A 23,588-nucleotide genomic window follows, 5' to 3' on the forward strand; every position below is an offset into this window, starting at 1 on the left:
GCCTTGGCGCTATTACCAAACAGCTTCCTCAGCTTCCAGTTCCAAAGTGCCATCGTGATGCTGCTTCACCGTCACGCTGAAACCTTCCTCTTTCAACTGCTGCTCGTAGTGGAAGGCAATGTAGCGATCCTGCACCTTGCTGCTTGCCTGCTGCGTCCAGCGGCCATAAGAGCCGTAGTTTTCCTGGTACTGCTCCCAAACACCGTTTTTTTCCTTGTAGCCAATCCGGTGCTCCTTGTTGTTCTGGTCGATCAGAACAATCGGGTATTTCTCGAAGGTGTAGCCAGCGCCCACGCGGTATAGCTTTTCGTTTTCAACAACGACGCCAACTCCCTCCAGAGCCTTCAACAGCAGCTCTTTGTCTTTGTAGGCGACCTGCACCTTGCCTTTTACGATATGGCTCATCTCATCACTCCTGAGTTGTTTCGGGGGTCATGCCGTGTTCCGGCATGACAAAGTTAATCGCTTAGTCCTCGATGGCGAGTTTTCGTCCAGAGCCATTCTGCTCTTGAACATCGAAGTTATTGGCCGGATAGAAGCCTTGATCCCGCAAACTGCGAATCTGGTTGATGTCTTCTCGGCGAGTTTCACTGGTCGGGGTAATGCGAGTGACCGCATCCACCAGCGCTTCATTGTTGAGCTCTTTGTCCTGAGCGTTCGCCAGATACATCGCGTCAATGACGGCCTGTTCAATCTCTGCCCCGGTGTATCCCTCGGTGGTACGCAGTAGCGTAGGCATATCGAACGCGGCGATGTTGGCCTTCTGCTTGGCGAGGTGGATCTCGAAAATCTTCTGGCGCTCAGCCACACTTGGCAGATCAATGAAGAATGCTCGGTCCCAGCGGCCAGCTCGCATCAATTCAGGAGGCAGCGACTGAACCCGGTTGGCCGTCGCCACAATGAAGATCTTCTTCTTGCGCTCTTGAAGCCAGTAGAGGAAAGAGCCCAGCAGGCGCTTGGATACTTCGTGTTCGCCATCGGCATTACCAAAAAACTTCTCCATCTCGTCAATCAACACAACAACGGGTGCGATCTGCTCAATGGTCTGCAATGCACGATTGAACTGGCGCTCGGTTTCACCGAGATACTTACTATAGAAACGGCCCATATCCAGGCGAACCAAGGTAGTGCCAAGTACACCGGCAGCGGCTTTTGCCGTCAGCGATTTACCACCACCAGGTACACCGGCCAGAAGGACACCTTTTACCGGAAGGTCTTTGTCCCAACCGGCTTTACGTATCTGGAGAAACTCCTTGAGGTTTTCGAGCCCACCGACATTCCCAATATCAATGGCCTCAAGCACATCGAGGCCGACATCACGCAAGATGTGAGCTTTTTCTTTTCGGATCTCGCCCAGGTATTCTTCACCCTTGAATTTCAAGTAAGCGGAATAGGTGAAGACGTTCTTCATCTGGGTGTGTGACAAGCCCAGGGCGTGGTTTGCGATGACAGCACGTTCGTTGCTCTCGAAGACTCCACCATCTTTCACGTTATCTTCACAGGTCTGGAGCAGTTTCAGGATTTCCTGATTGCTCATAGCCGGGAGATCGATGTGATAAACGAACTCTTCATTGAAGACGTCTTTGCCAGCGATGATGTAGTTGATCCCCTCATTCTCCAGATAGGTCAGTGATGACTTGAGGGCTGGGAGTGTTTCCGGGTTTGCACGTTGTCGGTCGAAAAAGAAAGTGTCGAACACGACAACACCGTTTTTGGAGGACTTCTTGGACTCGTCCACCATTGCCTTCATCGTGCCTGGATCGGGCAGCTTCTTGAATGGCATCACAATAAAGTGCTTGCCGACTTTCTTTGCAATGTCAGAGAAAACGCTCTCTGCACGGCCCAGCTCAAAAGTGCTAACGTTGATGACTGGAAAGGACAACTTGATTGGAATCTCAAGTTTGTCCATTTGCTGTGTAATATCGCTCATCGCTTATCCTTTAAATAAATTTCGACTTGTTGATCACCTCACATCATAAGTTCATTTTATGATGCTGTAAATATCACCTTCCAACTCTGTAGCTGTTCACGGCGGACTCAACGCGCTTGACTGACACGTCTATACCATTTGTCACCAGCAACTCATGCACTTGGCAACAGGCCTGTTGTTTTAGGCCAAAGAACTCTTCGTTAACACGGGCATACTCTGCTGCCGAATTGGAGGCGGCTCGTCTTAGATCTGGCATCAGAGATTCAACGCGAGACTCTACTTTGTCCAGAGAGGAACTGGCAGACGACAAGCTGAACAGCGAGAAGACGCTCCCAAAGTCGAAACCATCATTCAAACCGGCAAAGTCCATACCCAGATCGATAAACTCAGTTGCCATTGAGTGGTGCAGTGAGCCCACAATGTCACGATGATCCCCCAGCGCATTTGCGAAGGCTTTCACAGCTCTCTTCGCATCGTCTATTTCACTGCTGGCCGAGGAGTTTGACATCGACGACATGACGGAAATGCCCTTGTTGTCAGTCACAAGGTCGAGAACCTCCATTGTTTGTGCTGATGAAATACTGGAAGAGGCCTCACTGATTTCACGTAAGGCTTTTTGCCCCATGTCCACCAGTCGCTTGTTGCTCTCGTGGAGTCGAGATGCGGCGTCAAGCCTATCTTGAGCTTGGGTGATTCGTTCCAGAATCTGGCTACCGTCAATCGCTTGCTTCACGGCCCGAGAAACCAATCCCTCTTTGAGCTGGTCTCTCCCACGGCGCAAATACCGCAAATCGCTGTTATGGCCTTTTAGTGCTGAACGTATAACGGCGATGTCTCGACGAAACTGCCAGAACGTTATAATTTTTTGCCAGATCCCCAACTGAGCACGCTGTTGGCAAAGAGCTTCGTACTCTGCACCTTTCTCTTCAACCTGGCTGAGAGCTGCGGTAATCCTGTCTTGATATTGCCGGTCGTCAGCCAAGTAACTTTGAATTGCTTGTTCCATCCCGTACCCCAAAAACTTTCACATGTGAAAGTTCATTCTTTCTTTGTTCTGCCAGTACAAAGTATTTTGCCTTAGAACGACCTCACACCCCGCCCCTGCTCACGCCCATTTTGGGCAATTACAGATTCAGCATTTACAGGCTTATAATGTGATGCCGTAATAGACAAATAAAAAACGGCATAGCCGTTTTTACCTTACTTTGCTTTGCTCCGGCCCCCGCATAGTGCATTACCAATGCGTGATGAAAAATCCTTCCATTCTGGACTGTTCCGGTAGTCATCCTGTCCAGTTGCTTGTTCCTGGCTGGTCGATGCGAATTGATTGAGAGCATCCGGGCACGAAGAGCAGACCCCGATACCTTCCACTCTATTCACGCGAAGCCAGTGACACGGTTGACCGTTTTCAACACAAGCGTGATCATCGGTGCATCCGCACCCTATACATTTAGCAGTGAGCATAAGCGCCTCCCCAAGTAAATTAACAACATCATAGTATCATTATGTGATACTGTAAATATTAAAAAGAAAGCGGCCATAGCCGCCCTTCCGAAGTAATTTTCCTTTAGTGGTTGTCTTGGCCCTGTTTCCAAGCGACGAATGCCTGCACTAGCGGTACGCCATCATCACTCAAGGCATTCCCTTCTATCCATCCGCCTCGTATGACGACAGACTGCCCTGATTCCAAGCCAAAAGGTTCCCACTCAGAAGCCACCGGGGAACCGTCCACCAGCAGGTCGAGATCTTCAATCCATTTATCCCGGCCATCCAGAGTTTTCCAAACTGAGTCATCGACCCAAAAGGCCTTGATTTGTTCTGGTGTGGCATTGGTCCAATCGTTGTCTTTCCCGTCAGCAAGTGAAAGTACAGAGTCAACCGTTTGCTGCCAGTTCGGCCAATCTTCTTCGACAACAACGCAAGTAAGCGAGCTCTTGCCATTTGCTCTGCGGCCATCATCAACCTTCCGGATCAGCCTTTCCAGTGTCGCCAGCTCCTCATCGCAGAGCACGGCCTGTGCATCGCTTATCTTTGCCACGAAGTAACGTGCTTCAAGCATCGACATAATTATTTTCCTCCCCAGGGCACAAGTTTTGTCGAATATCCAAGCATTAGTGGGTGCTTCGGGTCCCCCGAACCAGTCACGCCAAATGCCAATACCGGCTTCCCAGATGCAACGAGCTGCTCTAAAAGCCTGTCCAAATGAACATGCAAAGACTTAGGCAGCTTAGTTCGGCTCCCCCAGCAGGGCACCAAGACATCAGCATCCCGAATAATCCTTTCCAAGTGGATTTCATTTTCAGGCCCGACAGGATCAACCGCCGTAGCCAGCTCTCGAACGTCGGTCGCCCGAAAAGCAAAAGCATTACCGACTATGAATCGCCTCCCTCCGTTGACCTTGGTAAACCCTATCCACTTTCTGACCGTGTGATCGTCCTCGGTGGCCGTGGCCGTAGAGCCGTTTACACCAAAATAACCGAACACAAGGCCTTCGGGTTGCACATCCCTTTCCAGACGGTATCTGTACATGCCGCACTTGCTGATAATTGCACTCAAAGTGTCACCTCTTTTTGAATGAAAAACGCCCTTTCACAGTTGCATTTTTTAATGCTGTGATAGGATAAAAGTGTAAGTTGAAAAGGAGAGATGACCATGAAACATGTACTGAATATCGCGCTGATGGCTGTTGTTGTTCTTGGCCTGGCTATGCTTGAGGCAACCAACTGGGGTTACGCAGTGCTGGCTATCCCGGCAGTGATTTGGGCCAAGCCGGTGCTCAACCTTCTGCACAAACTGCCGGTTCTGGCTGCTGCTTTTTGGATTCTGGTTGCTGTTTTCGCGTGGCAAGCGGCACTTGTTGGTATCCTGTTCTATGGCGTACTTGCGACCCCTAAAGCGCCAGCAAACACCAATGGCAAAAAAAGCCGAAAAGCCAATCTGATGGGCACTTACAGCTACGACTTTAAAACCGGCGAATGCTTTAGCTAAGACTGGCTCCACGGTTATTTCTCCTCAGCCTTCCTGATGGGCGCTCTCAGCGCTCTCAGGACAGCTTCTTCAAGAGCTGCGGCCCCTGCCCTATCACGTCGCTTTGTTAATGCCCCATATTGCTTCCTGATGGGTAGCATCAGCTCTTCGAGTTCATTGCGCTTCCTATCGTCGGCTTCAAGTTTCTCGCTTCGCGCCAAGGCTTCGGCTTGCTCGCTTTTTGCTTGCCACTCTATCTTGTCGCCTTGCACTTCCCATGCTTTAACGTAATGAGCATCATCCAGACCTTTTGCTCCGTTGTCCGAAAACGAGGCCCCTGAGTAAATGCCACCGACAACCCAGCGCCTTTTGCTTTTTCCCTTTGAGAAATACATCTCACGGCCTAAAACACCATCGCGCAAAGTGGCTACCGAGATAAAGAGCCCAGCGTCCCCTTTCCTAAAGCCGCAGAACACAAACTCAAGCGGTTCGTATAAATCACTCATGCTGATCACTCCGAAGAACAGACAAGACCTTCTCAGCTCGCTCCTGGAGGTCTATGAGTTCGGCAGCATCATTACCGCTCAATGACATGCCCCCGCCATAGAGGCGATACTCAACGCTGTCCATCGCCTGGCGAAGCAATCCTAGAAGAGCATTCACGTTTGCCGGTGTTGATAGGGCGACGGCTTCACCTTTCAGCTCACGTCCATTAAATTCCGACCACTCGGCTATGCCTGTCAGTTCGCAACAATTTGAGCAGGACATACTGGCAACATTCTGGGGATCGTCTGGACAGTGTCCATTGATGACAAAGTTCATCTCGTCACTGCCGCACTTTCCACAAATGATGTGTACTTTTTTGCCCATGCTGCTGCCCTTAGTGGAGAGTCTGCTCTTCCACAACAATCATCCCGTCAACCAAGCTGATTGTGGCGGGACCGCAGTTACCCAGCACCTCAGCTTTGACTCCGTTGTTCAACGCGACATAAAGCCGTCTCGCCCCGTTGGTGACGCGGATGCCTTTCTGGTCGAGTTGTTCAAGCATTTCTTCGTAGGTAATTTTTTCGTCCATCAGTTCTCCTCAGCAAGGATCTCGTCGATGAGGTTCTTTGCTATCAATCTGGCATCCAAAGGGACAGCCAGGCTGTCAATTCTGCCTCTTTCATGGGCAACAATGAGTTGCGCCTTCCAAGCTATCCCGGAAAGAGAAGCATCAGGTTCTTTACCTGAGCTTCTCATACATCTTGCGTTTCGGTACGCCGCCAGCCACTCAGGTCTGGTTGAGTTATAACGCCCAAGGCCAGCTTTTCGTTGGAAGCACATTCATCGCGCACCTTTACAGATTCATTTTATGATACTGTAAACAATAAAAAGACACCTTGCAAGACTTTCACATGTGAAAGTTTTCTGGTTTACATCTGCTCGCTTGGATCAAACCCCAGAGCCTTGCACACGTCATCCAGGTCATCGAGCGTGAAGAATCCCAGCGTCAGCTCCCCGGAGCGCTTCGCGGGGTTATAGCGAATTTTGATGGGCCTACCCGTCGCATCGCTCATCAGGGTTTCCAGACGCTTAATGTCAGCATCCCTATCCACTTCTTTGCCCTTCGCTATCGCCTCATATGTATGAACCGGTGTCCTGGTATGCAGGAGATCCCTCAGGAGCTTTTCTCTCTTGCTGATAGGTAACTTAGCCACGGCTCTCACATGTCCCAGGGTGATCTTGCGTGGATTTCTGAGCCAGAGTGTGAGCTCTTCCTCCGACAGCGTACCGGCGCGTTTCAGGTGTGTAACCGTGTATACCTTCTCAATCCCCAGTTCCTCTCTGATCTGACTGTTTGAGCGCCCCTCTCCGCTTAGGAACGCGACCACATAGGCCTTTTCTGCATCAGTCATGTCTGGATGCTGGTGGTAGTAGTCAATGGCTTCTCTTGCGTCGAGCAGTAGGGGCAGGTTGTTCATTCAGTACACCTTTTAGTCACATGACTATATTGAGGCCTATTCTACCCCCTATTTTAGTCACATGACTACTTACCGGCATTTCGTCCCCCATAGCCGCCGATTTTTCTTGATTATAGGTTTGAATCTATATAGGATTGCACCTATATTAAGTAAGGAGAAACCATGTGGGTCATCGAGACAACTGACACCTTTGATGAGTGGTTCGATGCACTGGATGATACCGATAGAGCCAACGTGCTGGCTTCGATGATGGTGCTGCGAGATAGAGGTCCCATGCTGTCGAGACCATACGCGGATACTGTTAACGGTTCATCCTACAGCAACATGAAAGAGCTGCGGGTCCAAAGCAAAGGAGATCCTATCAGGGCATTCTTTGCGTTCGATCCAAAGCGTAAGGGGATTCTTCTCTGCGCCGGTAACAAGACCGGGGACGAGAAAAGGTTTTATGAAGTAATGATCCCAATTGCAGACCGCGAGTTTGCGGCGCACTTGGATAAATTGAAGAAGGAGTGACGTTATGGCAAGAACTCTTGACCAAATGCTGGCAACAGAAAAGCCTGAGGTTGTTGCCAAAGCACAGAAAGCGGCCACTGAGATGTTACTGAACATCCACTTGGCAGAGCTTCGTGATCGCATGAACCTTACCCAGGGGGAAATTGCTGCATCTCTGGGTGTGAGACAGCCGACAGTCTCCGAGATGGAAAAACCTGGACGAGATCTCAAGCTGTCGTCCATTAAGCGGTACGTTGAGGCCTCCGGTGGCAAGCTACGCCTCGATGTTGAACTTCCGGACGGCACCCACTACGGCTTTGCCGTTTAACTCGATACGCCCCGTTATGGGGCGTATTACTTATCTTGCACTTCCTCCAGCCGTTTGCGGTATATCTCTCCTGCACGTTCCCTGCCATCGTCGGTCAGCCTAAAGGCCAGCTTTAGAGAAGCATTCCGGTACTTGTTCAACAGGCCATTCTCCACCAGCGTGTGGCATGACGTTCGGAAGTTCGTTCCATGAATACCGCTCTGGCGAGCTGAGTTGATCATCTCCAGTATTTTTACACCTGGTACAGGCTCGGCTTTTCCACCGGCCTCAATTGCGTATAGAATGAACAAAACGTCCTTTTGAGTTGACGACAACCTCATTCCGCCCCCTTATTCATGTCTGATATGAATAAGGCTCCCACGAAAGGAGCCTTATGTAAACCTTATTCATGTGTCACATGATTAAGATCTAGTTCACGGAGTCTTTCAACCCCTTACCAGCTTTGAACCCAGGAATGTTGGCCGCCGCGATCTGGATGTTCTCTCCAGTCTGGGGATTCCGTCCGGTTCGCGCTGCGCGTTCCTTAACGTGGAAAGTACCAAACCCAGTAAGCGCTACTGTCCCACCCGCTTTAAGCACCTCTTTCACTGAGTTGATCAGCGCATTTACCGCAGCTTCGGCCTTTGCTTTGCTAATATCAGCGTCTTCGGCCACTTTCATAATCAGTTCGCTTTTGTTCATCGTTATTCCTGTTTGTTTTCTTGGTTACTGTTTACACCTGCATACTCTGGGGTGTGGTTAGTGCTTTCTTCGCCACTCCCAAGGGGGAGTTCTCTCCGATTCCGGTAATGCCCAGAGACCTCGCTTATCGGCTTTGGCCTCGGTCTCCAGCTTGAACAGCTCCGGTGTTTTGGCGTACTGCCGGTACACCCACGCACTCCCAGAACGGACCATTTCGGCATTGACCCATTTGCCATCGACATAGAGATTGGCAACCAGGCGGCCATAACGGTCTTTGTCGATTTGCTCCACTTTGATCATTCGACCAAACACCAGATCTGATAAGGCCTGCTTCGCCTTTGAGCCGTATGGCTGCTTTTTCTCTGGAGTATCGATCTCCGCGAGCCTTACTCGGTACTGGATCTTGCCACTCCGGCAGTCTTTTCCGGTATCGCAGCTTTGTTCCGTTAGCACTTTGACCGTATCACCATCAGACACCCCCACAACCTTTGCAGTGAAGGTCTCTGCCCACACATGAGGAGCCAGCACCAGCATTGCTGATAGGAACGCTGAAATCCCCGTCTTTTTTGCAAAACCGAACCTCATAATCACTCCATCTTTTTTGCAGCCGGTAGAGCCTTGGCCCAGCAGAGCATTGTTTTATCCGCCTTGCTGTCTACGATTCGACAGGCATCCCAGTTAAGAGATGACCAGTGAGCAATGGCAGAGGCCAACCAGTACCACGGTGCAGTAAACACCGGCAGGCCCCCTTCCTTCGTTTTAAATACCTGGTATCGCATGTTGATCCTCCTGTTTGGGTGAGGCTTAGGCCTCGTAATAGAAATTTTGTGTGTCCGGATAAGGTTTAAAGCAATGAGCTGTGGCTCGCCCAAGGGAAAGCACCGTAGCATCAGCTTCCGGCTCTTCCTCGGTATCTTTACGAGACTCCCCACCAAGTTGCGTTACCCATTCGGCAGCGAGCCGCACCCCCTCATCAAACGGCACTTTGTTCTTTTGGAGCACATCAAGATAGGAAAGTAGCAAGCAGTGAGGTGTGATGACGGCGGTGTTCCAATCGGTTGCGAGCCGAGTTTCGGCCATGTCAGAAAACCAAAAGTCTACTTGATGCTTTAATCCTATTTCAGCCATCATGCCATGCTTGCCAGCGGCCTTTCTGCCTTCCTCTACTACCTGAACCGGGGCGTCCCAGTAGAGGATTTCACCATCCGCTTCTTGGGTCGCGCACGTTGCACCTTGCGGCCAATGCCTCCGTTCCATAATGAGCTCGCAGAGTGTTTGGTTGCCTACAGGAGCCTTGTAGTCCTCATCGAGATTCACCACGATGGTTTCCGGCTCCCGTTCAACTGGTGGCAGGTATCTGGCGACCAGAGGCATTGTCAAAATCACAGCCCCATCCATGTGAAAGGATGTTGGTGCCTTCACTATTCGGTCCATTACCCAGCACCAAGCATGAAGCAACCGATCCTCTACATTGTCGTCAGCCTCAATCTCTTGAACGAACTGGTTGAAACGAACCTGACTATCCAGAAACAGGCCTGTGCTCTGACACTTATCGCTGATCGTATGAATGAGCTCCGCCTGCTCCAGAAGCATTTCTCGGGTGACTTCTTCTACATCACCAAATGCTTCAAACAACTTTGTCATGTAGTCACGAATTTGCATGTTCTTCCCCCTCGGCATCGAACTGCTTTGCAAGCTCAGGATCACCTGCCCAGCGAAGGGCGTCTCCCATATGCGTGAAAGCGCGTTTATTGTCATCTTGCTTATTCACTCTGACCGGCGTCTTTTGGTCACGAGGCTGTAGTAGCCAGTACCCGGCCTCTTCCTTGATTAGTTCTGCGGCCACCAGCAAGCCGCTCTTCGTTGCAATGATCATCATCAGCTCCCGTGGTTAAGCCAGTAGGCATAGACAGTGATGGCAAGGCCACCCGCGAGCACAATGACTGCGGCGGTACGCTGGACCCACTTCGATGCACCAAACCGCGCCAGGTGTCTCCCCAGGAACTGGAAAGGAGCCGTCTTTCCGATAGCGCGAATCACCCAGGTGATTGCCAACAGAAGGATGGCTGTGGCCGGGTATATACCAACCCCTAAGAGATTTACCTCTCCGACCGCGAGTTGATAGATGAATGCCAACAGCATGGCTACCGCAGTCAATACGGCCACAACCTTGGTCCCGTTCCGCCAGTCCCACGCTCGACGTGCGTCACTGGTAAAACTCACCATCGAGACAAGGAACGGCATAAATGGCAGGTTCATGCTGGTGGGTTTATCCATGAATGCGTCAAGACCCACAAACATGGCCGTCATCACCACATAGAACAACAGGGCGGGGACAAGCATGTCGCGTAAAGACCGAACCTGGTTGGCGTTCGCGTTTTGAGTATTCGTCGTCATTGTGTTTGTCCCTTCAACATTCCCCATAGCTGACGGTGAAGATCAGCGATTACCTTGTACGTCCCCTTCACTGCTGGTTGCTCAAGGGTCTTGAGCATCCACAAAGCAATAAACAGGCTGGAAAGCAGTGCCACCACCAACTGGATGTTGTGGCTGCTCAAATAGACGGCATAGCCGTTTAGGCAGGCACTCAATAGCAGCCAGACCCTGGCCGTCATCAGCCCCCAGCGGTGATAGGTCACGAGCAGGTAGGCTGTTACGACAGAACAGAGTGTCATTGCACCAGAAGTGGCTAGGTAAACGCCCCATGTACTGGCCTCGCCAGCGACGTAAGTGCCACCAATGGAGAAGGACAAGCCAAAGATCCAAATTGCTGCATTCCGGAGTAGGGCATCAACAATGATGTAACTAGCAGCGAGATTGATAATTCCGCGTTTTAGCATTACCCCCTCCCGTTATTCTGATACCTGCCCAGCTCAGCCCTGAGCCTATTAATTTCCTCCGTGGCTTCGGCCAACTGCTCCCGATACTTCTTGAACTGCTGATATGAATGCCAGGACTGTCCCTTCGATACTGACTTCGTGATGGCGGCGACCTCATCCGGCGTCAACCGGGTGAGCTGCTCTTCCGGGTAGATCAGGATGGTGTTGCTGTCCCAATCAAACCCAGCATGAATTGCTTTCACCCCTACGGTAGGGGTTCCACCAATCCCTCCAGGCTGGTGGATGACAAGCCTCAAAGGGGCTGAGGCCTTGTGGGGGTGAAGGCTATCGAGAGCATTTTTTGCTTCTTGTAACTCCATTGGTACACCTCATAGTGAAATCAGGCCCCTGAGGGACCTGACTTTCACATGTGAAAGTTAATTTGCATTCTGCTGTCTGACAGAAACCCTCAAGGCCAGCGCCTTTTGCATGTCGGGCTGCTGGAAACGCACCTTGGTCCGTTCAGGCCAAGTGTCCATCTCATTGCATCGCAGGGTGTCGATAGCCGCATCACGGTAAACCTGATAAAGGTCGGTTCCACCAATGGAGTTAATTGCCATCATGGCGGCAAACATCGAGTTACTGTTCATGACGCTGGTTAGAGTCTCCGGGGTTATGGGTTTGTCGCATGACTTGTTGAGGGCAACCAGCAGGTCATTACCAACCAGAGCACAGGCAGCACATACCTGTTTGGTATCATCCAGGGCTTTCGTGTATTCGTTGCTTGTCTGAGGGACGCTTGAGCAAGCCGACAGGACAAGCAGCCCCGCCAGAAGGCACCCCAATTTAGTTGTAATCTTGATCATCAGTTCTCACTCCACTTTCACATGTGAAAGTTTTTATTGGTTCGCTGAGTCGTCTTGTTGCGACTCAATCATCATTTTTCGCATCACCGCCATGATGGCTTGTGCCGGTTGAGCACCACCGAGTAGCTGACTCTTGCCTGTCTGGTTGTCTACAACAAAGGTTGCTGGAGTACCATTAACGCCGTAACTCTTGGCTTTCTGGATGTCAGCTTGAACTTTATCTTCGTGCTTGCCAGAGCTGAGACACTCACGGAAAGCATCCAGATCAGCACCAACACCCGTGACAACAGAGGCCAAGTCAGAAACACCGGCACCGTTGCCTTTGCTGTGATGGAAAATCTCATTCACGAAGACCCAGAAGCCACGGTTGCCCTTCTGTTCAGCAATACATTCAGCGGCCAACGCTTCCTTGTGAGCTGCCGGGTTATGGAAGTCGAGAGGCATGTGCTTCCACTGCCAATTCACATTGCCTTTACTGGCATCCACAATTTGCTTGGGCGTGTCGTGGAATTGCTTACAGAAGGGGCACTCCATATCAGAGAACTCCACCAGCGTGAATCGGGCACCAAGGTCCCCATAGATGTGTTTGCCGTCTTCGACCTTTTCAGGTGCCGCCTCGAACTGGGCATACTTCTGATCGATGTCGGCTTGTTGTTTCTGCGCGACAAACTTATTGATGCTTTCGGCCACAGCAGCCTCAAACTCTGCCTTGCTTTTGAAGGTGACGCCTTCGGCATCTTTCACCTGGTTGACCGTGGACTTCACGTTGGCGATCTCTTGCGCCAGATCCTTCTCTTTCACGAGCTGGTAGATTCCGAACCCGGTTCCTACGAGCCCCAAAATAATGGCGGCAAAAACCCCGAGACGTAGTGATTTGGTACTTTGTTCTGTCATGTCAAACTGCTCCTATCAGTAAACTTTCACAGCGCTGAGTTCTTGCACGAAGGAACTGGCTTCGAGCTTCGCTCGTTGGGTCAGTCGCCGGATGATGTCTTCGGTTGGTGTGTAGTCCACCAAGTTGCTCTGGTGGATGACGTCTCGCGCCACGGAGTTCAAACTCCCCAGGCCATCAATCAGCCCAATTTCTTTGGCCTGCTCCCCGTTCCAGAGCAATCCAGAAAACACCTCTGGGGCGTCTTTCAGTCGATCACCCCGCCCAGCCTTCACTCGTTCGATGAACTGCTGGTGGGTTTTCGATAGAACGCCCTCCCAGAATTTCTTCATATCAGAGGTAAGAGGGGAGAATGGGTCGAGAAGCGCTTTGTGCTCTCCGGAAGTGATTGCCCGGCGCTCGATGCCGAGCCTGTCCATCAAGCCGGTGAATCCAAACCCTGAGCTAATGACGCCGATAGAACCGACAAGACTGGCGCGGTCAGCATAGATTTCATCCGCAGCAGAGGCGATGTAATAACCGCCAGAGGCACCGATGTCATCAATGATGGCGTAGACCTTTTTCTCCGGATGAAGGGCTCGCTGCGCCTTCACTTCTTCATAAATCCGTCCTGCTTGAACCGGGCTACCGCCAGGGCTGTTTATGCGAAGCACGACAGCTTGTGAATTCGGGTTGTCGAATGCTGCTTGGATGGACGGGATAAGGTGATCAGCATCGGCCAGTGTGCCAGCAGCAATTTCACCACGGATGTTGATATACGCGGTGTGAGGGGCTCCAGCCTTGGCGCTTTGCCACGGCATCCCACCCGGATTAGATGCCAAAATGATGAAGCCGATCATGAGAAGCACGAAACCTGATGCGCGAAGCACACGCAACATGGTCCGCCAGCGCCGGTCTTTCACCTGCTCTTTATGCAGGGTGAACATGTACTTCTCAATGAGCTCTTTCTCCCAGGGGATCTCTTTGTTTTCTGCCATTAGTCTTTCCTTTTGCATGTTTCGATTATCTGTCCCCAGAACTCTTCATCAGCGCTATCAGCCCGGTCTTTGACTTTCTGGTAAACAAGGTTGGTGTTGAGCTGATGCTCACGACAGAACTGGGCAATGTTGCTGTAGGTCCTGTCCAGATAGGTGAAGGGTTTCCCTTTACCTTTTTTCTTGGCGAGGATGAGTTTCCACTCATCATTGGAGAGTTTGTCTGCGGCCTTCCTTGTGTCCGCAATGCGCCTACGCACCGTTACCGGATCAAGTCCATGCGCTCTGGCTATACTGGCAACGCAATTGAACTTCCGACCGTCAATCATGACTGTAGGCAAATCACCAGCGGCAGCCTCCTTGAATCGGAAACCTCTGTACCCTGGCCTGAAGATCCCAGGAGCAAGTTGCTCACGGAACTCGATTGCTTGTTCTGACCTGACAAACTTGCTGTCGATTTTGCCGAGCATGTACTTAGCCCGAGCGATTACCTGGTAAAGCATCTTTTCCAGGAGCATGGCGTCAGCAGCTCGACTCGGAAGACCAATATCGTCTTCTTGCTCGATACCCAACATTTCTGCATGGCTGGAGCCTTCGGCATGTCGGAAACAGCCGTCGTACTCAAAAAGAAAGGAGGCCAAACCTCCTCTCAGCTTTGCTTTGAACCGGGTGTTGGCCGCGTTCTCTGGCGCTGGTGCCAGCTCAGAAACTTCAAGCCCTAAATTTGCGGCCAACTTCCGTAGGTCTTCCTCTCCAATTCGGCATCCAGGCTGCATAACCTGCGCCAGAGCAGATTCATCAGCACATCCGCGTTCTTTCAGCTCAGCCAAGAGGTAGGGAACTCGTACTACCCCCATAAGCTCAAGCTCCCTGAATCGCGTGGACCACCAGCTCACAGAGTTTCCCGTACACAGGAGCAAGGCAGAGTGAAGCCATCACCATGCCAAAGGCTTTCGATGGAGCCTCTTTGGCGAACTTGGTCAACCACGGCATCATGCCGCACAGAGCAGCAACCATAGCGCCAGCCACCCCTAGGGAAGGGAATGCCATCACTTGGGCCAGAATGAAGAAACACTGGGCGTATGCCGCATGGGTCATCGCCTTCTTATCTGCTGCCGTGAACTCCACGGCATCTACGCTTTTGACTTTTTCCATCACATTGTCCTCATGCAACATCAGGTTTTCCGAAAAATTTTTCATACACTTCGAGGTCGAAGGCCAGCATGGTCTTTGCCGCCTTTTCACTAAGCTGGTGGAGGCTAAGCATCTGAACCTTGTCAGTGCCGGTCACTTGCAGATCCACTGCGAACCACGTCCCACCTTTGGTTACGGCCAGAACTTGCACCGCCCAGGGCTTATCCAGTCGTTCGGGCGGAGTGATCATGTTCGACACTTTGGCGACCGTCGCGGTTGAACCTACCCAGTGCTTGTCGAACGCAATAACGTTCAACGCTTCAAACGCATCCTTCGCAGCTTTAAACCGGCTACGGACAGCATCTTGTTGCTTCCAAGCCATGAACTGGATAAGGGTCATTCCACCAGCCATAAGGGTGAGAAAACTCAAGCCATTCGCAGCAGCTACGACCGTCGCTACCAAGGACCCCAACATGACGAAGCGGTTATGTTTAAGCTGGGCCACTATTCACCTCCTATACCAACCAGCGTACAGGACTTTTCAAAAATGCAACCCCGCCTAGCTGCCCAATTCGGGCAACCCTAATTCAATCCAGAACTTTCACATGTGAAACTTTCCGCCACAGGAACAGGAGGTTTTTACCTGACCAGAACGGATGGATTGATAGCGGTGCCACAACTTGACCACTTCTTTTTCGCTGAGAAGGTTTGTCTTGATGTAACGGACTCTATCCCCGTCCGCTGTCTCAACAACGGTTCGGACATAGCCGTACTTGGCAACGGGTGCCTTGTACTTGTGTGACAGAATTACCCGGTAAACCGAGAGCTGGATAATGTCCGACTCATAGATGTGGTTTACCTGGCGCAGCTTGGTGTCCAAGGGAATGAGAACCCCATTCTTGGCTTTGTACACCTGATCAACCCTGCCGTGCATGGGCACCGGCTGTGTGGTTGATATGTCCTGTTCGGATAAAAACAGAGTGGCCGAGCGCAGCTCATAAGGCATGTTCTCTGATTTCCACCACGCCCAGGTGTCTCCAATGCCGCGTTTGCGCCACTGGTCCACTTTCGCAATGACGAAAGGTGCAATGATAAGGACGAATATCCAGAGAACTGCCTTCATGACTACCTCAGGCCCCTAAACCACTCTGGATGATTGGATACATCCATGTTCTTAACCTGTGATGAGAAGACCAGTAGCTCTTGGGTCGTCAGGACGGTCTCAGGAGCCCGAGCGATGAAAGGTCTCAGCAATCCAGAACCCGCGTAGATATTGATGACCATATGCAATCGCTCTGTTGTTCCAGACACTCTCCGCCAGCTCCGGTAGGTTTCTGTTGATTTGGCATAGCCAACCAAGGCAGGAGCCAGCGTATCGGACTCCTTCGTATTCAACTTCCCTTTTGCTGCCTTCGATACGAACTCAGCGATCACCGAAGCCAGCATGTCGGAGGTAAGGTGAAGCGGCAGCTTTATCGTGTCGAAGTCAGCCTTCTTGATGGTGAACAGGCGGATGTGATCGTTGCGGTAGTCACGCACATAGATGACATGGCTCTCAAATGGGTTGGAGTGATTAAAGGCATCCATACCCCAGCCTGCGGCCTCAAGATGTGCGTTTGATACTGACTTGTCGTAATCAAATTCCACGCTATTACTCTCCGTCTTGTCGTTCAGGAACTTTCACATGTGAAATTTTTCCGTCGGTCATGATGTCCAGGACGGCTTTGCCCAGTCTCATCCCTTTATGGTTTTGAACGGGGTCTCCCTTGTAGAAAAATCCTGGCTCGTTATCGGGATGGAATACCCCGTGAGGAATGTTGTCGTGATCGCCAAGCCACATGCGTAGCCTCAGATCCACCAACCACCCATCATCCAGGACAACCCAGAAATGCGGTGTCACGATGTCCTTGGTCTGTTCGTTTCGCACAAAACCATACATGCAGTCATGAGGTACACCCGCGTCATTGAGTAGGTGGCTTACTGCCCATGTCATGCCGTCACATTCCATCTGGCAGTCATCCAAGGTCATAAGGACGGCTTCCAGTTCCCGGTGCCACTCCGTCATTTGCTTGGCCGCAGGTTTTACCACCAGCTCGTTTTTGTTTTCTGCCAAGATGATGTCTTCCTCATCAATATTGCATTCGTCTATCGCTTCCGAACGGATGGATACCGCTTCATCCCAGTCATCGCTCGATCCGAAAATGCTCCAACCCTCAAGACCGTAATTCACCCATACGATGAACCGCTTTATCGTTTTCATGTGCGGCCCCCTTTAACCGTGCAACGTTCCCACATACTCACCCCCTCAAACCGTAACCACACCAAAAAACCACTTCTTGATGATTTTCAATCAGCAAGACAGGTTGCCCCTGAACTAACCTCACCGAAAAACCACCTTTAGATTGCTTTCTGGTGCTTATCAAGTTCTCCTGAGTGACTGGTCGTTCTGAAAACTTTACTTTTCACAGCATCATTTTATAATACTGTAAATCATAAAAACAACCCAGTAAAGAAAAAAGAGCGACTTATGTTGAGACGAGAAAACCAAGGAGATTTGTTCGATGACCAGGTGGTGTTGCCATCACTGGAGTCGGTTCTTACCGGTATATCTTCCAGTCAGCGTTGTGACGATAGAACAACGTACTTCTCAGCGCCGGATGTGGACTTGAGTTTGTACGACCACATCATTGTTTGCCTGTCTGGAGGCAAGGACTCGATTGCTGCGTACTTGCGGCTGGTGGACATGGGTGTTGATAAGTCAAAGGTGGAGTTCTGGCACCATGATGTTGATGGTCAGGAAGGTAGTTCGTTGATGGATTGGGCCTTCATGCGTGATTACTGTCGTCAGCTCGGGGAAGAACTGGGTGTCCCAATGTACTTCTCGTGGCTTGAGGGCGGCTTTGAGGGCGAAATGCTCAAAGACAATGCCTATAGCCACCCCCATCGTGTAGAGACGCCTGAGGGGCTTCTGGTGCTGCCTAGAGACCATAAGCGCTCTAAGCCTGGTACACGCCTTCGTTTCCCTCAGCAATCGCCATCACTCCAAACAAGGTGGTGTTCATCAGCCTTGAAGATCGATGTTGGCCGCAGAGCTCTTAATAACCAGGAGCGCTTCAAGGGGAAGAAGATCCTTTTCATCACTGGTGAGCGCCGGGAGGAAAGTGCAAACAGATCCAAGTACAACCAGCTTGAGGCTCATGCCTGTGACAGAAGATATGGGAAGACTGCACGGTTAGTTGATGCCTGGAGGCCCGTTCTTCATTGGACTGAGGAAGAGGTATGGGAAGTAATCGAGCGTCACCGCATTCTGGCCCCAGTCCCTTATCGCCTTGGTTGGAGCCGGTCTTCGTGTATGACCTGCATCTACAACTCACAGCGTATCTGGTCCACTATCCGTCACTACTGGCCTGAACGAGCTGGGAAGATTGCTCAGTATGAACAAACCTTTGGTGTGACGGTATCAAGAAAAAAAATCGACGTAATAGATTTAGGTTCTGCTGTTGCGCCGATACAGATTAGTGATGTTGAGGCATTGGAGCAGGTATCCAGAGAGGATTACACGCTCCCGATTTTTGTGCCGGAGGGGCAGAAGTGGGTTCTCCCTGGTGGCGCATTTGGCCGAGAGGCCTGTGGTTCTGATTGATTTGTGCAGAGGTGGTAATGTTGGATTTTGTTTTTTTGGTGTTTTTGGGGCTGGGCATATCTATGGTGCTGGTGCGTCGGTCTTCCCGTAAGGGGATGGATCTTGAACTGACATGGCTCCAGTCGTTGAAGGTTGTGCTGGTTCGTGGAGCTGTTGCATTGGGTCTGGGGTTTGGCATTGGCAGGCTTGTATTGATGGGGATGCAGTATGGTTTCCTTAGTGAGTCTGTCCTGAGGGAACATGCACTTGTCTCCGTAGCGGTGGTGCTGATCTGTGGGCTTGGTTCGTTCGTTGCGTTTCACTGGATCATCGGGAGGATCTCTGGAAGATCGATCAGCGTCGTTTCTGTGATCAAAGCTGTGGTGTACGAGTCTGGTTACTTTGTGCTGTCGATGCTTATCTTGTTAGTGATACTCGTCCTGTTCGGCCTTGCATACGAGACTTTTCTCTAAAAAACAGTGTTGATTATTTTTTGCTCAGCGATCAAAAGGATAAATATAAAGATCTTTAGATCTTTGTATAAAGGATTAAAAGCGGTTAAAAACAGGTTAGGCGCTCTGAGTTGTCATTCAACGCATTGATATTGCTGGCATTTTCATATTTATTCCGTGCAACGAACCCATAGGTTGCCGTGCAGCGAACCCATAGGTTGCCGTGCAACGCCCCCACATACCCTTGGATCTTATCCACTGTTATCCACACGGAACCCCTTTTTTTTCCACAAAATCCTTACAAAACAGAGCTTTCGTGCAGCGTTCCCACATATCAGAACTGGTGTTCGTGCAGTGTTCCCACATGTCTAAGGTTATACGTGCAGTCAGCCCATATATTCTCTTCTTAACGTGCAACGTTCCCATATATCAATTTTGGTCGTTTTTTGCTCCGTGCAGCGTACCCACATGTGATCGTGCAGCGCTCCCACATACCAAAACCCCGTTTATGCACAGGAAATGTGGATAACTTTTGGCCTCTTTTTATGTGAGCACGATCACTTTATGGACTATTGGAGTCATTTTGACTGCCTTTTTAGGTTTGTCCTGATCTGTCAATCTTTGTTCTGCTTCGTCAATCGTGCAGAGTTCCCATATATCGAGAGGTTCAGAACCTGCTTTCGTGCAACGTACCCACATATCAAATCTCATAACGTGCAGGTCCCCCACATCCTCACCCTTTAACTATCAATACCTTACGGGAACCACTCTACGGGAACCACTGGAGCAGCATGGCACTTATCCTTCGTCGTGGCTTACGCTTGCACGATACTGAGACTCGGCTTGCAACTACCGTGCAACGTTCCCATATATCGAGCCTCAGCCCACGAAGCATCTGGGGTCACGTTCGCTCTATCCGTGCAGCTCCCCCATATGCGGAGGCATTCCGTTTCCGGTCTTTCCTTGTGGGCGTACCTTGTGCGCTTTCTTCTGGCATAAAAAAAGGCGCTGACGCGCCTATCTTTCTTTTCCCTGGGGTATTGGGAGCTTCTGGTGGCTACCTCCCCTTACGCTGGGGTTCATCAATGATGTCGTGGTCGATCATGCCTTGCTTGATGGCCCGTAGCTCTGTCTGCTGCTTACGCTTGTTGGACGCCATCACCTGCTTCACGAAGTTCTCATGAGGCCTTATGACGTACCGCACGTCGATGACTCTGCGGCCATCCTTGATCTGGTTCGCGTCGTAGTCGCTTATGACCTCTTGTTTGATGAGGGCCTCCAGAGCGAGCTTCATAGCTCTGACGTTCTCCGGCATCCGTGGGCTCAATTCACGAGGGCTCTGTGTCAGGAAGCTGATAAGCGATGGCGTGTACGGCGAATCTGGCGATGCTTGAGTCCAGTAGTGGCTCATTCGCTTGTAGATGTACCGTGCAAGAGGGGAGCGGATTTGCATTCCGATTTTGTAGTTGTACTGACGAAACGACAGATTCATGATCGATTCGTTTACCAGCGGGTTGAACTGCACATAGCACCTGGCGTTCCCGCCTTTCTTGCGAAACTCACCTCTGGTGGTAAGTCCCACCATCGGGAAGAAGCTGGAGCTGATGAAGGCTTCGCCGTCATCACTGATACATTCGAGTGTTGCGCCACGACAAACCTGGATTGCTTCCTTGATTTCGTTCAGGTTGTAACCGTGACCCATCTTCGAGAGCTCTTTCTGGAGTTCGTACAGAGTGAACATGACTCCAGCCTTGCCCTCGATGATATGGCCTTTCCCGTTCACTGCGAGCTTGCGTAGAGCATCCTCAAGGATTTCCTCTCGCTGTCCCGCGTAGATCAGCACGGTTCTTCCGTCATCCTTCTCGATGATGGCTGGCTTCACCTTCACCGTGAAATGCTGGCCTCTGATGGTGCATTGTCGTGTCACTACAGCGTTGGATAAATCTTCATGCTCACGCTTTTGGTCCCAAATGTACTTCGGCAGCGCATCGTAGATCTCGATGGTGTTGGAGTAGTCGTCTTTCTTGGCCGGAGATTCAATGATCTCAAACAGGCTCATTTGCGGTGAGTCTTTGATTACGTCGAGTTTCTCCAGGTCTTTGTCTTTGGTTCTCTTGCTCATGATTGTTCCGTCGATACTTTCTAGCTGGTGGTCCATGCCGCCAGCATTGTCAATGCTCCCGCTGCTACCGTCGCTGAAAACACTAGCTGGTAGATGCGACGCTTAGCCCCCGCAGTGCCGCTCATAAAACGCAGGGCTGCCGCTTCATATCGGAAATGAGCGAACTCACCCCGAAGGGTGCTATCTGTCCCCTGTGGCGATTGTGGGCGCTTTGACAGGGCAGGGCGAGGATGGCTGGCGACTTTCTTGATCATCGCTTCACATTTCCCCAGTTTCGCCAATTCAGTGGCCGCTACAGATGCTGTCATGTTGTCACACCTCGTCGCTATGTGTCTTGTTTAGCTGGCGCTCGTACTCGTTTAGCGCCCGGCGAATTTTTGCTAAGGCAGTGGCGCGTTGTCTTAACACGGCATACCTGGTTTCAACTTGCTGGATCAACTCTTGTGCCCAGACAGGCTCTTTCTTGAAGTGCGACATGCTGTAGGCATGACCGCGACCCTTCTTGATATGTGTCGATAGAACCCTTTTCTTTTGTCCGGGAACTTGTTCGACAAATCTGTTGCGATACCACTCTGCAACGAGTGATACGCCTAGAATGCGAACCCGTGTACCGACACGCCCTTGTTCGTCCTCTGACGCTTCTTCACGCGCTGATTTGTGCGCGTTCCAGTACATGTCCGCTTCCTGCTGCGCCTCGACAGCAAGAACCGCTAAGGCGTGATCCAGTTTGCTCCGTACCTCTGCAACAAACTCTCGTCCCTCTGCCTCTAGCAGATCCTCTGTTATCTCGGATCGTTCTTCTTCGAGCTTCGGATCTAGCAGATCTAGCCATCGCTCTGTTGGTAGACTCACCTCAATACCCTCCCAATTCCTATCCAATTCCTATCCACATAACTATCTATCTGGAATTTAAAGCTGATTATTCCAATACTGGAATCTAGTTCTGTCACTAGGCTAACCCATCTTTGGAATTTGTCAAATTTCCCTCTATCTATCTGGAATCTTGATGCTCTTATTCTTTCACAGCCTCTTTAAATATGAATCTATATGTAAAGATTCCAGATATATTGGATATGGCATCAAAGATTCCAAATGCCTCTTTACCACCGTCTCTCGATGCTGGAGGGCAAGCGGTTCTCGATGCGAGGGTAAGGTCTGTTTATCTGAGCCTATCCGTGCAGCGTTCCCATAGGTTCCCTTACTCAACGATCAAAAAGCCACCGAAAAGCAACCTATATGCCCCTTTTGGGCAATTACACAGGCCATCTGTCCCCGCTTTTAGCCTTATTCTCTATCCAACACGCGGCAAGCAATCGAAAAGCAATCTAAAAGCAATCTTTGGAGGATTTCATGAGTCAATTTGTTCTGGGTTTGGATATTGGTTACTCCAACCTGAAAATGGCAATGGGGTATAAAGGTGAGGAAGCTCGCACAGTCGTCATGCCGGTGGGGGCAGGTCCATTGGAACTGATGCCACAACAGTTAACTGGCGGTGCAGGGACCTGCATTCAGGTTGTGATTGATGGAGAGAAATGGGTTGCAGGCGTCGAGCCTGACCGATTGCAAGGATGGGAGCGTGAGCTTCACGGCGACTATCCTTCGACCAATCCATACAAGGCTCTTTTCTACGCTGCACTCCTGATGTCCGAGCAGAAGGAGATCGATGTGCTGGTGACTGGCCTGCCTGTTAGTCAGTACATGGACGTAGAGCGCAGAGAGGCGTTGAAAGCTCGGCTTGAGGGCGAACACCAGATCACGCCAAAACGATCGGTAGCGGTTAAGTCTGTCGTGGTTGTACCTCAACCTGCCGGTGCTTACATGGATGTTGTAAGTTCAACCAAAGATGAAGACCTCCTGGAGATTATCCAGGGAGGAAAAACCGTTGTAATTGACCCTGGGTTCTTTTCTGTAGACTGGGTAGCTCTTGAAGAGGGAGAGGTCCGCTATCACTCATCTGGCACCAGCCTCAAGGCGATGTCGGTGTTGCTACAGGAAACGGACCGGCTAATTCAGGAAGACCACGGCGGTGCCCCTGGCATCGAAAAGATCGAGAAAGCTATTCGTGCCGGTAAGGCCGAAATCTTCCTCTACGGTGAAAAGGTATCGATCAAAGACTACTTCAAGAAAGCCTCAACCAAAGTCGCTCAAAACGCCTTGATCCCTATGCGGAAGTCAATGCGTGAGGACGGGATGGATGCTGACGTAGTTCTGCTGGCTGGCGGCGGTGCCGAGGCTTACCAAGATGCGGCCAAGGAGCTTTTCCCTAAGAGCAGGATCGTACTGCCCAACGAATCCGTGGCATCCAATGCCAGGGGCTTCTGGTTCTGCGGCTGATAGATAGGAGG

General features: G+C 50.9%; 38 protein-coding genes. 7 read left to right on the forward strand and 31 right to left on the reverse strand.

The features are described from left to right. Positions 1-12: 12 nt before the first annotated feature. From O7C57_RS20180 to O7C57_RS20200, 5 genes are all read right to left on the reverse strand, one after another. Positions 13-405, reverse strand: coding sequence for a hypothetical protein (locus tag O7C57_RS20180; RefSeq protein ID WP_000018404.1), 393 nt, complete (start codon positions 403-405; stop codon positions 13-15). Between the two features lie 61 nt (positions 406-466). Then, on the reverse strand, positions 467-1,930 hold the full coding sequence (locus O7C57_RS20185; RefSeq protein ID WP_001280522.1) for an AAA family ATPase: 1,464 nt from the start codon (positions 1,928-1,930) through the stop codon (positions 467-469). A 73-nt stretch (positions 1,931-2,003) separates the two neighbouring features. Then, a complete protein-coding gene (locus tag O7C57_RS20190; RefSeq protein ID WP_000434070.1) occupies positions 2,004-2,936 on the reverse strand; it encodes a hypothetical protein in 933 nt (310 codons plus the stop codon). 561 nt (positions 2,937-3,497) lie between these two features. Beyond that, positions 3,498-3,995 (reverse strand): hypothetical protein, encoded by a 498-nt coding sequence (locus O7C57_RS20195; protein ID WP_000062185.1) that lies wholly within the window; start codon positions 3,993-3,995, stop codon positions 3,498-3,500. 2 nt (positions 3,996-3,997) lie between these two features. Then, entirely contained in the window at positions 3,998-4,486 is a 489-nt protein-coding gene (locus O7C57_RS20200; RefSeq protein WP_001273096.1) for a DUF1643 domain-containing protein, read from the reverse strand. A 96-nt stretch (positions 4,487-4,582) separates the two neighbouring features. Here O7C57_RS20200 and O7C57_RS20205 point away from each other — a divergent pair, with 96 nt between their 5' ends. Further along, positions 4,583-4,918: a hypothetical protein gene (locus O7C57_RS20205; protein WP_000683477.1), complete on the forward strand. Its 336-nt coding sequence runs from the start codon at positions 4,583-4,585 to the stop codon at positions 4,916-4,918. 14 nt (positions 4,919-4,932) lie between these two features. Here the strand turns inward: O7C57_RS20205 and O7C57_RS20210 are convergent, their stop codons facing one another. The 4 genes from O7C57_RS20210 to O7C57_RS20225 form a co-directional block, all read right to left on the reverse strand. Next, positions 4,933-5,403, reverse strand: a complete 471-nt coding sequence (locus tag O7C57_RS20210) for a hypothetical protein (protein ID WP_001281821.1) — start codon at positions 5,401-5,403, stop codon at positions 4,933-4,935. After that, complete coding sequence (locus tag O7C57_RS20215) at positions 5,396-5,767, reverse strand: hypothetical protein (RefSeq protein WP_000516918.1); 372 nt, start codon at positions 5,765-5,767, stop codon at positions 5,396-5,398. Before O7C57_RS20215 ends, O7C57_RS20210 begins: the two co-directional genes overlap by 8 nt. Positions 5,768-5,777: 10 nt before the next feature. Continuing rightward, positions 5,778-5,972, reverse strand: coding sequence for a hypothetical protein (locus O7C57_RS20220; protein WP_000343597.1), 195 nt, complete (start codon positions 5,970-5,972; stop codon positions 5,778-5,780). 340 nt (positions 5,973-6,312) lie between these two features. Next, entirely contained in the window at positions 6,313-6,861 is a 549-nt protein-coding gene (locus O7C57_RS20225) for a hypothetical protein (protein ID WP_001061573.1), read from the reverse strand. Positions 6,862-7,023: 162 nt separating this feature from the next. Here O7C57_RS20225 and O7C57_RS20230 point away from each other — a divergent pair, with 162 nt between their 5' ends. Further along, positions 7,024-7,374, forward strand: coding sequence for a type II toxin-antitoxin system RelE/ParE family toxin (locus O7C57_RS20230; protein ID WP_000270043.1), 351 nt, complete (start codon positions 7,024-7,026; stop codon positions 7,372-7,374). Between the two features lie 4 nt (positions 7,375-7,378). After that, a complete protein-coding gene (locus O7C57_RS20235; protein ID WP_000124640.1) occupies positions 7,379-7,681 on the forward strand; it encodes an XRE family transcriptional regulator in 303 nt (100 codons plus the stop codon). A 26-nt stretch (positions 7,682-7,707) separates the two neighbouring features. Here the strand turns inward: O7C57_RS20235 and O7C57_RS20240 are convergent, their stop codons facing one another. The 18 genes from O7C57_RS20240 to O7C57_RS20325 all read right to left on the reverse strand — a co-directional run bounded on the left by O7C57_RS20240 (position 7,708) and on the right by O7C57_RS20325 (position 17,307). Beyond that, on the reverse strand, positions 7,708-8,001 hold the full coding sequence (locus O7C57_RS20240) for a hypothetical protein (protein ID WP_001239998.1): 294 nt from the start codon (positions 7,999-8,001) through the stop codon (positions 7,708-7,710). 88 nt (positions 8,002-8,089) lie between these two features. Next, complete coding sequence (locus O7C57_RS20245) at positions 8,090-8,362, reverse strand: HU family DNA-binding protein (RefSeq protein ID WP_001043046.1); 273 nt, start codon at positions 8,360-8,362, stop codon at positions 8,090-8,092. A 57-nt stretch (positions 8,363-8,419) separates the two neighbouring features. Then, positions 8,420-8,947: a thermonuclease family protein gene (locus tag O7C57_RS20250; protein WP_001210659.1), complete on the reverse strand. Its 528-nt coding sequence runs from the start codon at positions 8,945-8,947 to the stop codon at positions 8,420-8,422. Positions 8,948-8,949: 2 nt separating this feature from the next. Further along, positions 8,950-9,141 carry a hypothetical protein gene (locus tag O7C57_RS21760; protein WP_001270409.1) on the reverse strand — a complete coding sequence of 64 codons (192 nt, stop codon included), beginning with the start codon at positions 9,139-9,141 and terminating at the stop codon, positions 8,950-8,952. 25 nt (positions 9,142-9,166) lie between these two features. Beyond that, positions 9,167-10,024 carry a hypothetical protein gene (locus O7C57_RS20260; RefSeq protein ID WP_001167036.1) on the reverse strand — a complete coding sequence of 286 codons (858 nt, stop codon included), beginning with the start codon at positions 10,022-10,024 and terminating at the stop codon, positions 9,167-9,169. Further along, positions 10,011-10,241, reverse strand: coding sequence for a hypothetical protein (locus tag O7C57_RS20265; protein ID WP_000972665.1), 231 nt, complete (start codon positions 10,239-10,241; stop codon positions 10,011-10,013). The genes O7C57_RS20260 and O7C57_RS20265 overlap by 14 nt, the downstream gene beginning before the upstream one ends. Beyond that, positions 10,241-10,759 (reverse strand): nitrite reductase, encoded by a 519-nt coding sequence (locus tag O7C57_RS20270; RefSeq protein ID WP_000210757.1) that lies wholly within the window; start codon positions 10,757-10,759, stop codon positions 10,241-10,243. The genes O7C57_RS20265 and O7C57_RS20270 overlap by 1 nt, the downstream gene beginning before the upstream one ends. Then, a complete protein-coding gene (locus O7C57_RS20275) occupies positions 10,756-11,202 on the reverse strand; it encodes a hypothetical protein (RefSeq protein WP_000919343.1) in 447 nt (148 codons plus the stop codon). Before O7C57_RS20275 ends, O7C57_RS20270 begins: the two co-directional genes overlap by 4 nt. Next, complete coding sequence (locus O7C57_RS20280; RefSeq protein ID WP_000422769.1) at positions 11,202-11,561, reverse strand: hypothetical protein; 360 nt, start codon at positions 11,559-11,561, stop codon at positions 11,202-11,204. Before O7C57_RS20280 ends, O7C57_RS20275 begins: the two co-directional genes overlap by 1 nt. 57 nt (positions 11,562-11,618) lie before the next feature. Beyond that, on the reverse strand, positions 11,619-12,047 hold the full coding sequence (locus O7C57_RS20285; protein ID WP_000591076.1) for a hypothetical protein: 429 nt from the start codon (positions 12,045-12,047) through the stop codon (positions 11,619-11,621). Between the two features lie 33 nt (positions 12,048-12,080). Further along, the gene (locus O7C57_RS20290; protein WP_000139696.1) at positions 12,081-12,941 is read right to left on the reverse strand and encodes a DsbA family protein; all 861 of its coding nucleotides are present in this window, start codon (positions 12,939-12,941) and stop codon (positions 12,081-12,083) included. A gap of 15 nt (positions 12,942-12,956) precedes the next feature. Further along, positions 12,957-13,916, reverse strand: a complete 960-nt coding sequence (locus tag O7C57_RS20295) for a S49 family peptidase (RefSeq protein ID WP_000829617.1) — start codon at positions 13,914-13,916, stop codon at positions 12,957-12,959. Next, positions 13,916-14,770, reverse strand: coding sequence for a hypothetical protein (locus tag O7C57_RS20300; RefSeq protein WP_000539391.1), 855 nt, complete (start codon positions 14,768-14,770; stop codon positions 13,916-13,918). The genes O7C57_RS20295 and O7C57_RS20300 overlap by 1 nt, the downstream gene beginning before the upstream one ends. A 4-nt stretch (positions 14,771-14,774) precedes the next feature. After that, a complete protein-coding gene (locus tag O7C57_RS20305) occupies positions 14,775-15,068 on the reverse strand; it encodes a hypothetical protein (RefSeq protein WP_001370730.1) in 294 nt (97 codons plus the stop codon). A gap of 10 nt (positions 15,069-15,078) precedes the next feature. After that, the gene (locus O7C57_RS20310) at positions 15,079-15,552 is read right to left on the reverse strand and encodes a hypothetical protein (protein WP_000057876.1); all 474 of its coding nucleotides are present in this window, start codon (positions 15,550-15,552) and stop codon (positions 15,079-15,081) included. Between the two features lie 96 nt (positions 15,553-15,648). After that, positions 15,649-16,170, reverse strand: a complete 522-nt coding sequence (locus O7C57_RS20315) for a hypothetical protein (RefSeq protein WP_000648873.1) — start codon at positions 16,168-16,170, stop codon at positions 15,649-15,651. A gap of 2 nt (positions 16,171-16,172) precedes the next feature. Then, entirely contained in the window at positions 16,173-16,694 is a 522-nt protein-coding gene (locus O7C57_RS20320) for a hypothetical protein (protein ID WP_000393783.1), read from the reverse strand. 4 nt (positions 16,695-16,698) lie between these two features. Further along, positions 16,699-17,307: a hypothetical protein gene (locus tag O7C57_RS20325; protein ID WP_000849069.1), complete on the reverse strand. Its 609-nt coding sequence runs from the start codon at positions 17,305-17,307 to the stop codon at positions 16,699-16,701. 267 nt (positions 17,308-17,574) lie between these two features. On the opposite strand from O7C57_RS20325, the gene O7C57_RS20330 reads away from it, so the two are divergent. Continuing rightward, entirely contained in the window at positions 17,575-18,690 is a 1,116-nt protein-coding gene (locus O7C57_RS20330) for a phosphoadenosine phosphosulfate reductase family protein (protein WP_000946104.1), read from the forward strand. A gap of 17 nt (positions 18,691-18,707) precedes the next feature. After that, positions 18,708-19,142, forward strand: a complete 435-nt coding sequence (locus O7C57_RS20335; RefSeq protein WP_004201092.1) for a hypothetical protein — start codon at positions 18,708-18,710, stop codon at positions 19,140-19,142. Between the two features lie 85 nt (positions 19,143-19,227). Here O7C57_RS20335 and O7C57_RS20340 read toward each other — a convergent pair whose 3' ends face one another. The 4 genes from O7C57_RS20340 to mobI form a co-directional block, all read right to left on the reverse strand. Continuing rightward, positions 19,228-19,392, reverse strand: a complete 165-nt coding sequence (locus tag O7C57_RS20340) for a hypothetical protein (protein ID WP_032427622.1) — start codon at positions 19,390-19,392, stop codon at positions 19,228-19,230. A gap of 786 nt (positions 19,393-20,178) precedes the next feature. Next, positions 20,179-21,279, reverse strand: a complete 1,101-nt coding sequence (locus O7C57_RS20345) for a RepB family plasmid replication initiator protein (RefSeq protein ID WP_001348532.1) — start codon at positions 21,277-21,279, stop codon at positions 20,179-20,181. Next, positions 21,264-21,551: a hypothetical protein gene (locus tag O7C57_RS20350; RefSeq protein ID WP_000127321.1), complete on the reverse strand. Its 288-nt coding sequence runs from the start codon at positions 21,549-21,551 to the stop codon at positions 21,264-21,266. Before O7C57_RS20350 ends, O7C57_RS20345 begins: the two co-directional genes overlap by 16 nt. 4 nt (positions 21,552-21,555) lie before the next feature. Continuing rightward, positions 21,556-22,095: a conjugative transfer protein MobI(A/C) gene (gene mobI, locus O7C57_RS20355; protein ID WP_001447712.1), complete on the reverse strand. Its 540-nt coding sequence runs from the start codon at positions 22,093-22,095 to the stop codon at positions 21,556-21,558. A gap of 221 nt (positions 22,096-22,316) precedes the next feature. On the opposite strand from mobI, the gene O7C57_RS20360 reads away from it, so the two are divergent. Together O7C57_RS20360 and O7C57_RS20365 are read left to right on the forward strand one after the other, a co-directional pair. Next, positions 22,317-22,658, forward strand: coding sequence for a hypothetical protein (locus tag O7C57_RS20360; protein WP_131728116.1), 342 nt, complete (start codon positions 22,317-22,319; stop codon positions 22,656-22,658). Beyond that, complete coding sequence (locus tag O7C57_RS20365) at positions 22,594-23,577, forward strand: ParM/StbA family protein (protein ID WP_000077457.1); 984 nt, start codon at positions 22,594-22,596, stop codon at positions 23,575-23,577. Before O7C57_RS20360 ends, O7C57_RS20365 begins: the two co-directional genes overlap by 65 nt. Positions 23,578-23,588 lie beyond the last annotated feature (11 nt).

Origin of the sequence: Providencia sp. 21OH12SH02B-Prov (assembly GCF_027362595.1) — a bacterium.
Taxonomy (GTDB): domain Bacteria; phylum Pseudomonadota; class Gammaproteobacteria; order Enterobacterales; family Enterobacteriaceae; genus Providencia; species Providencia zhejiangensis.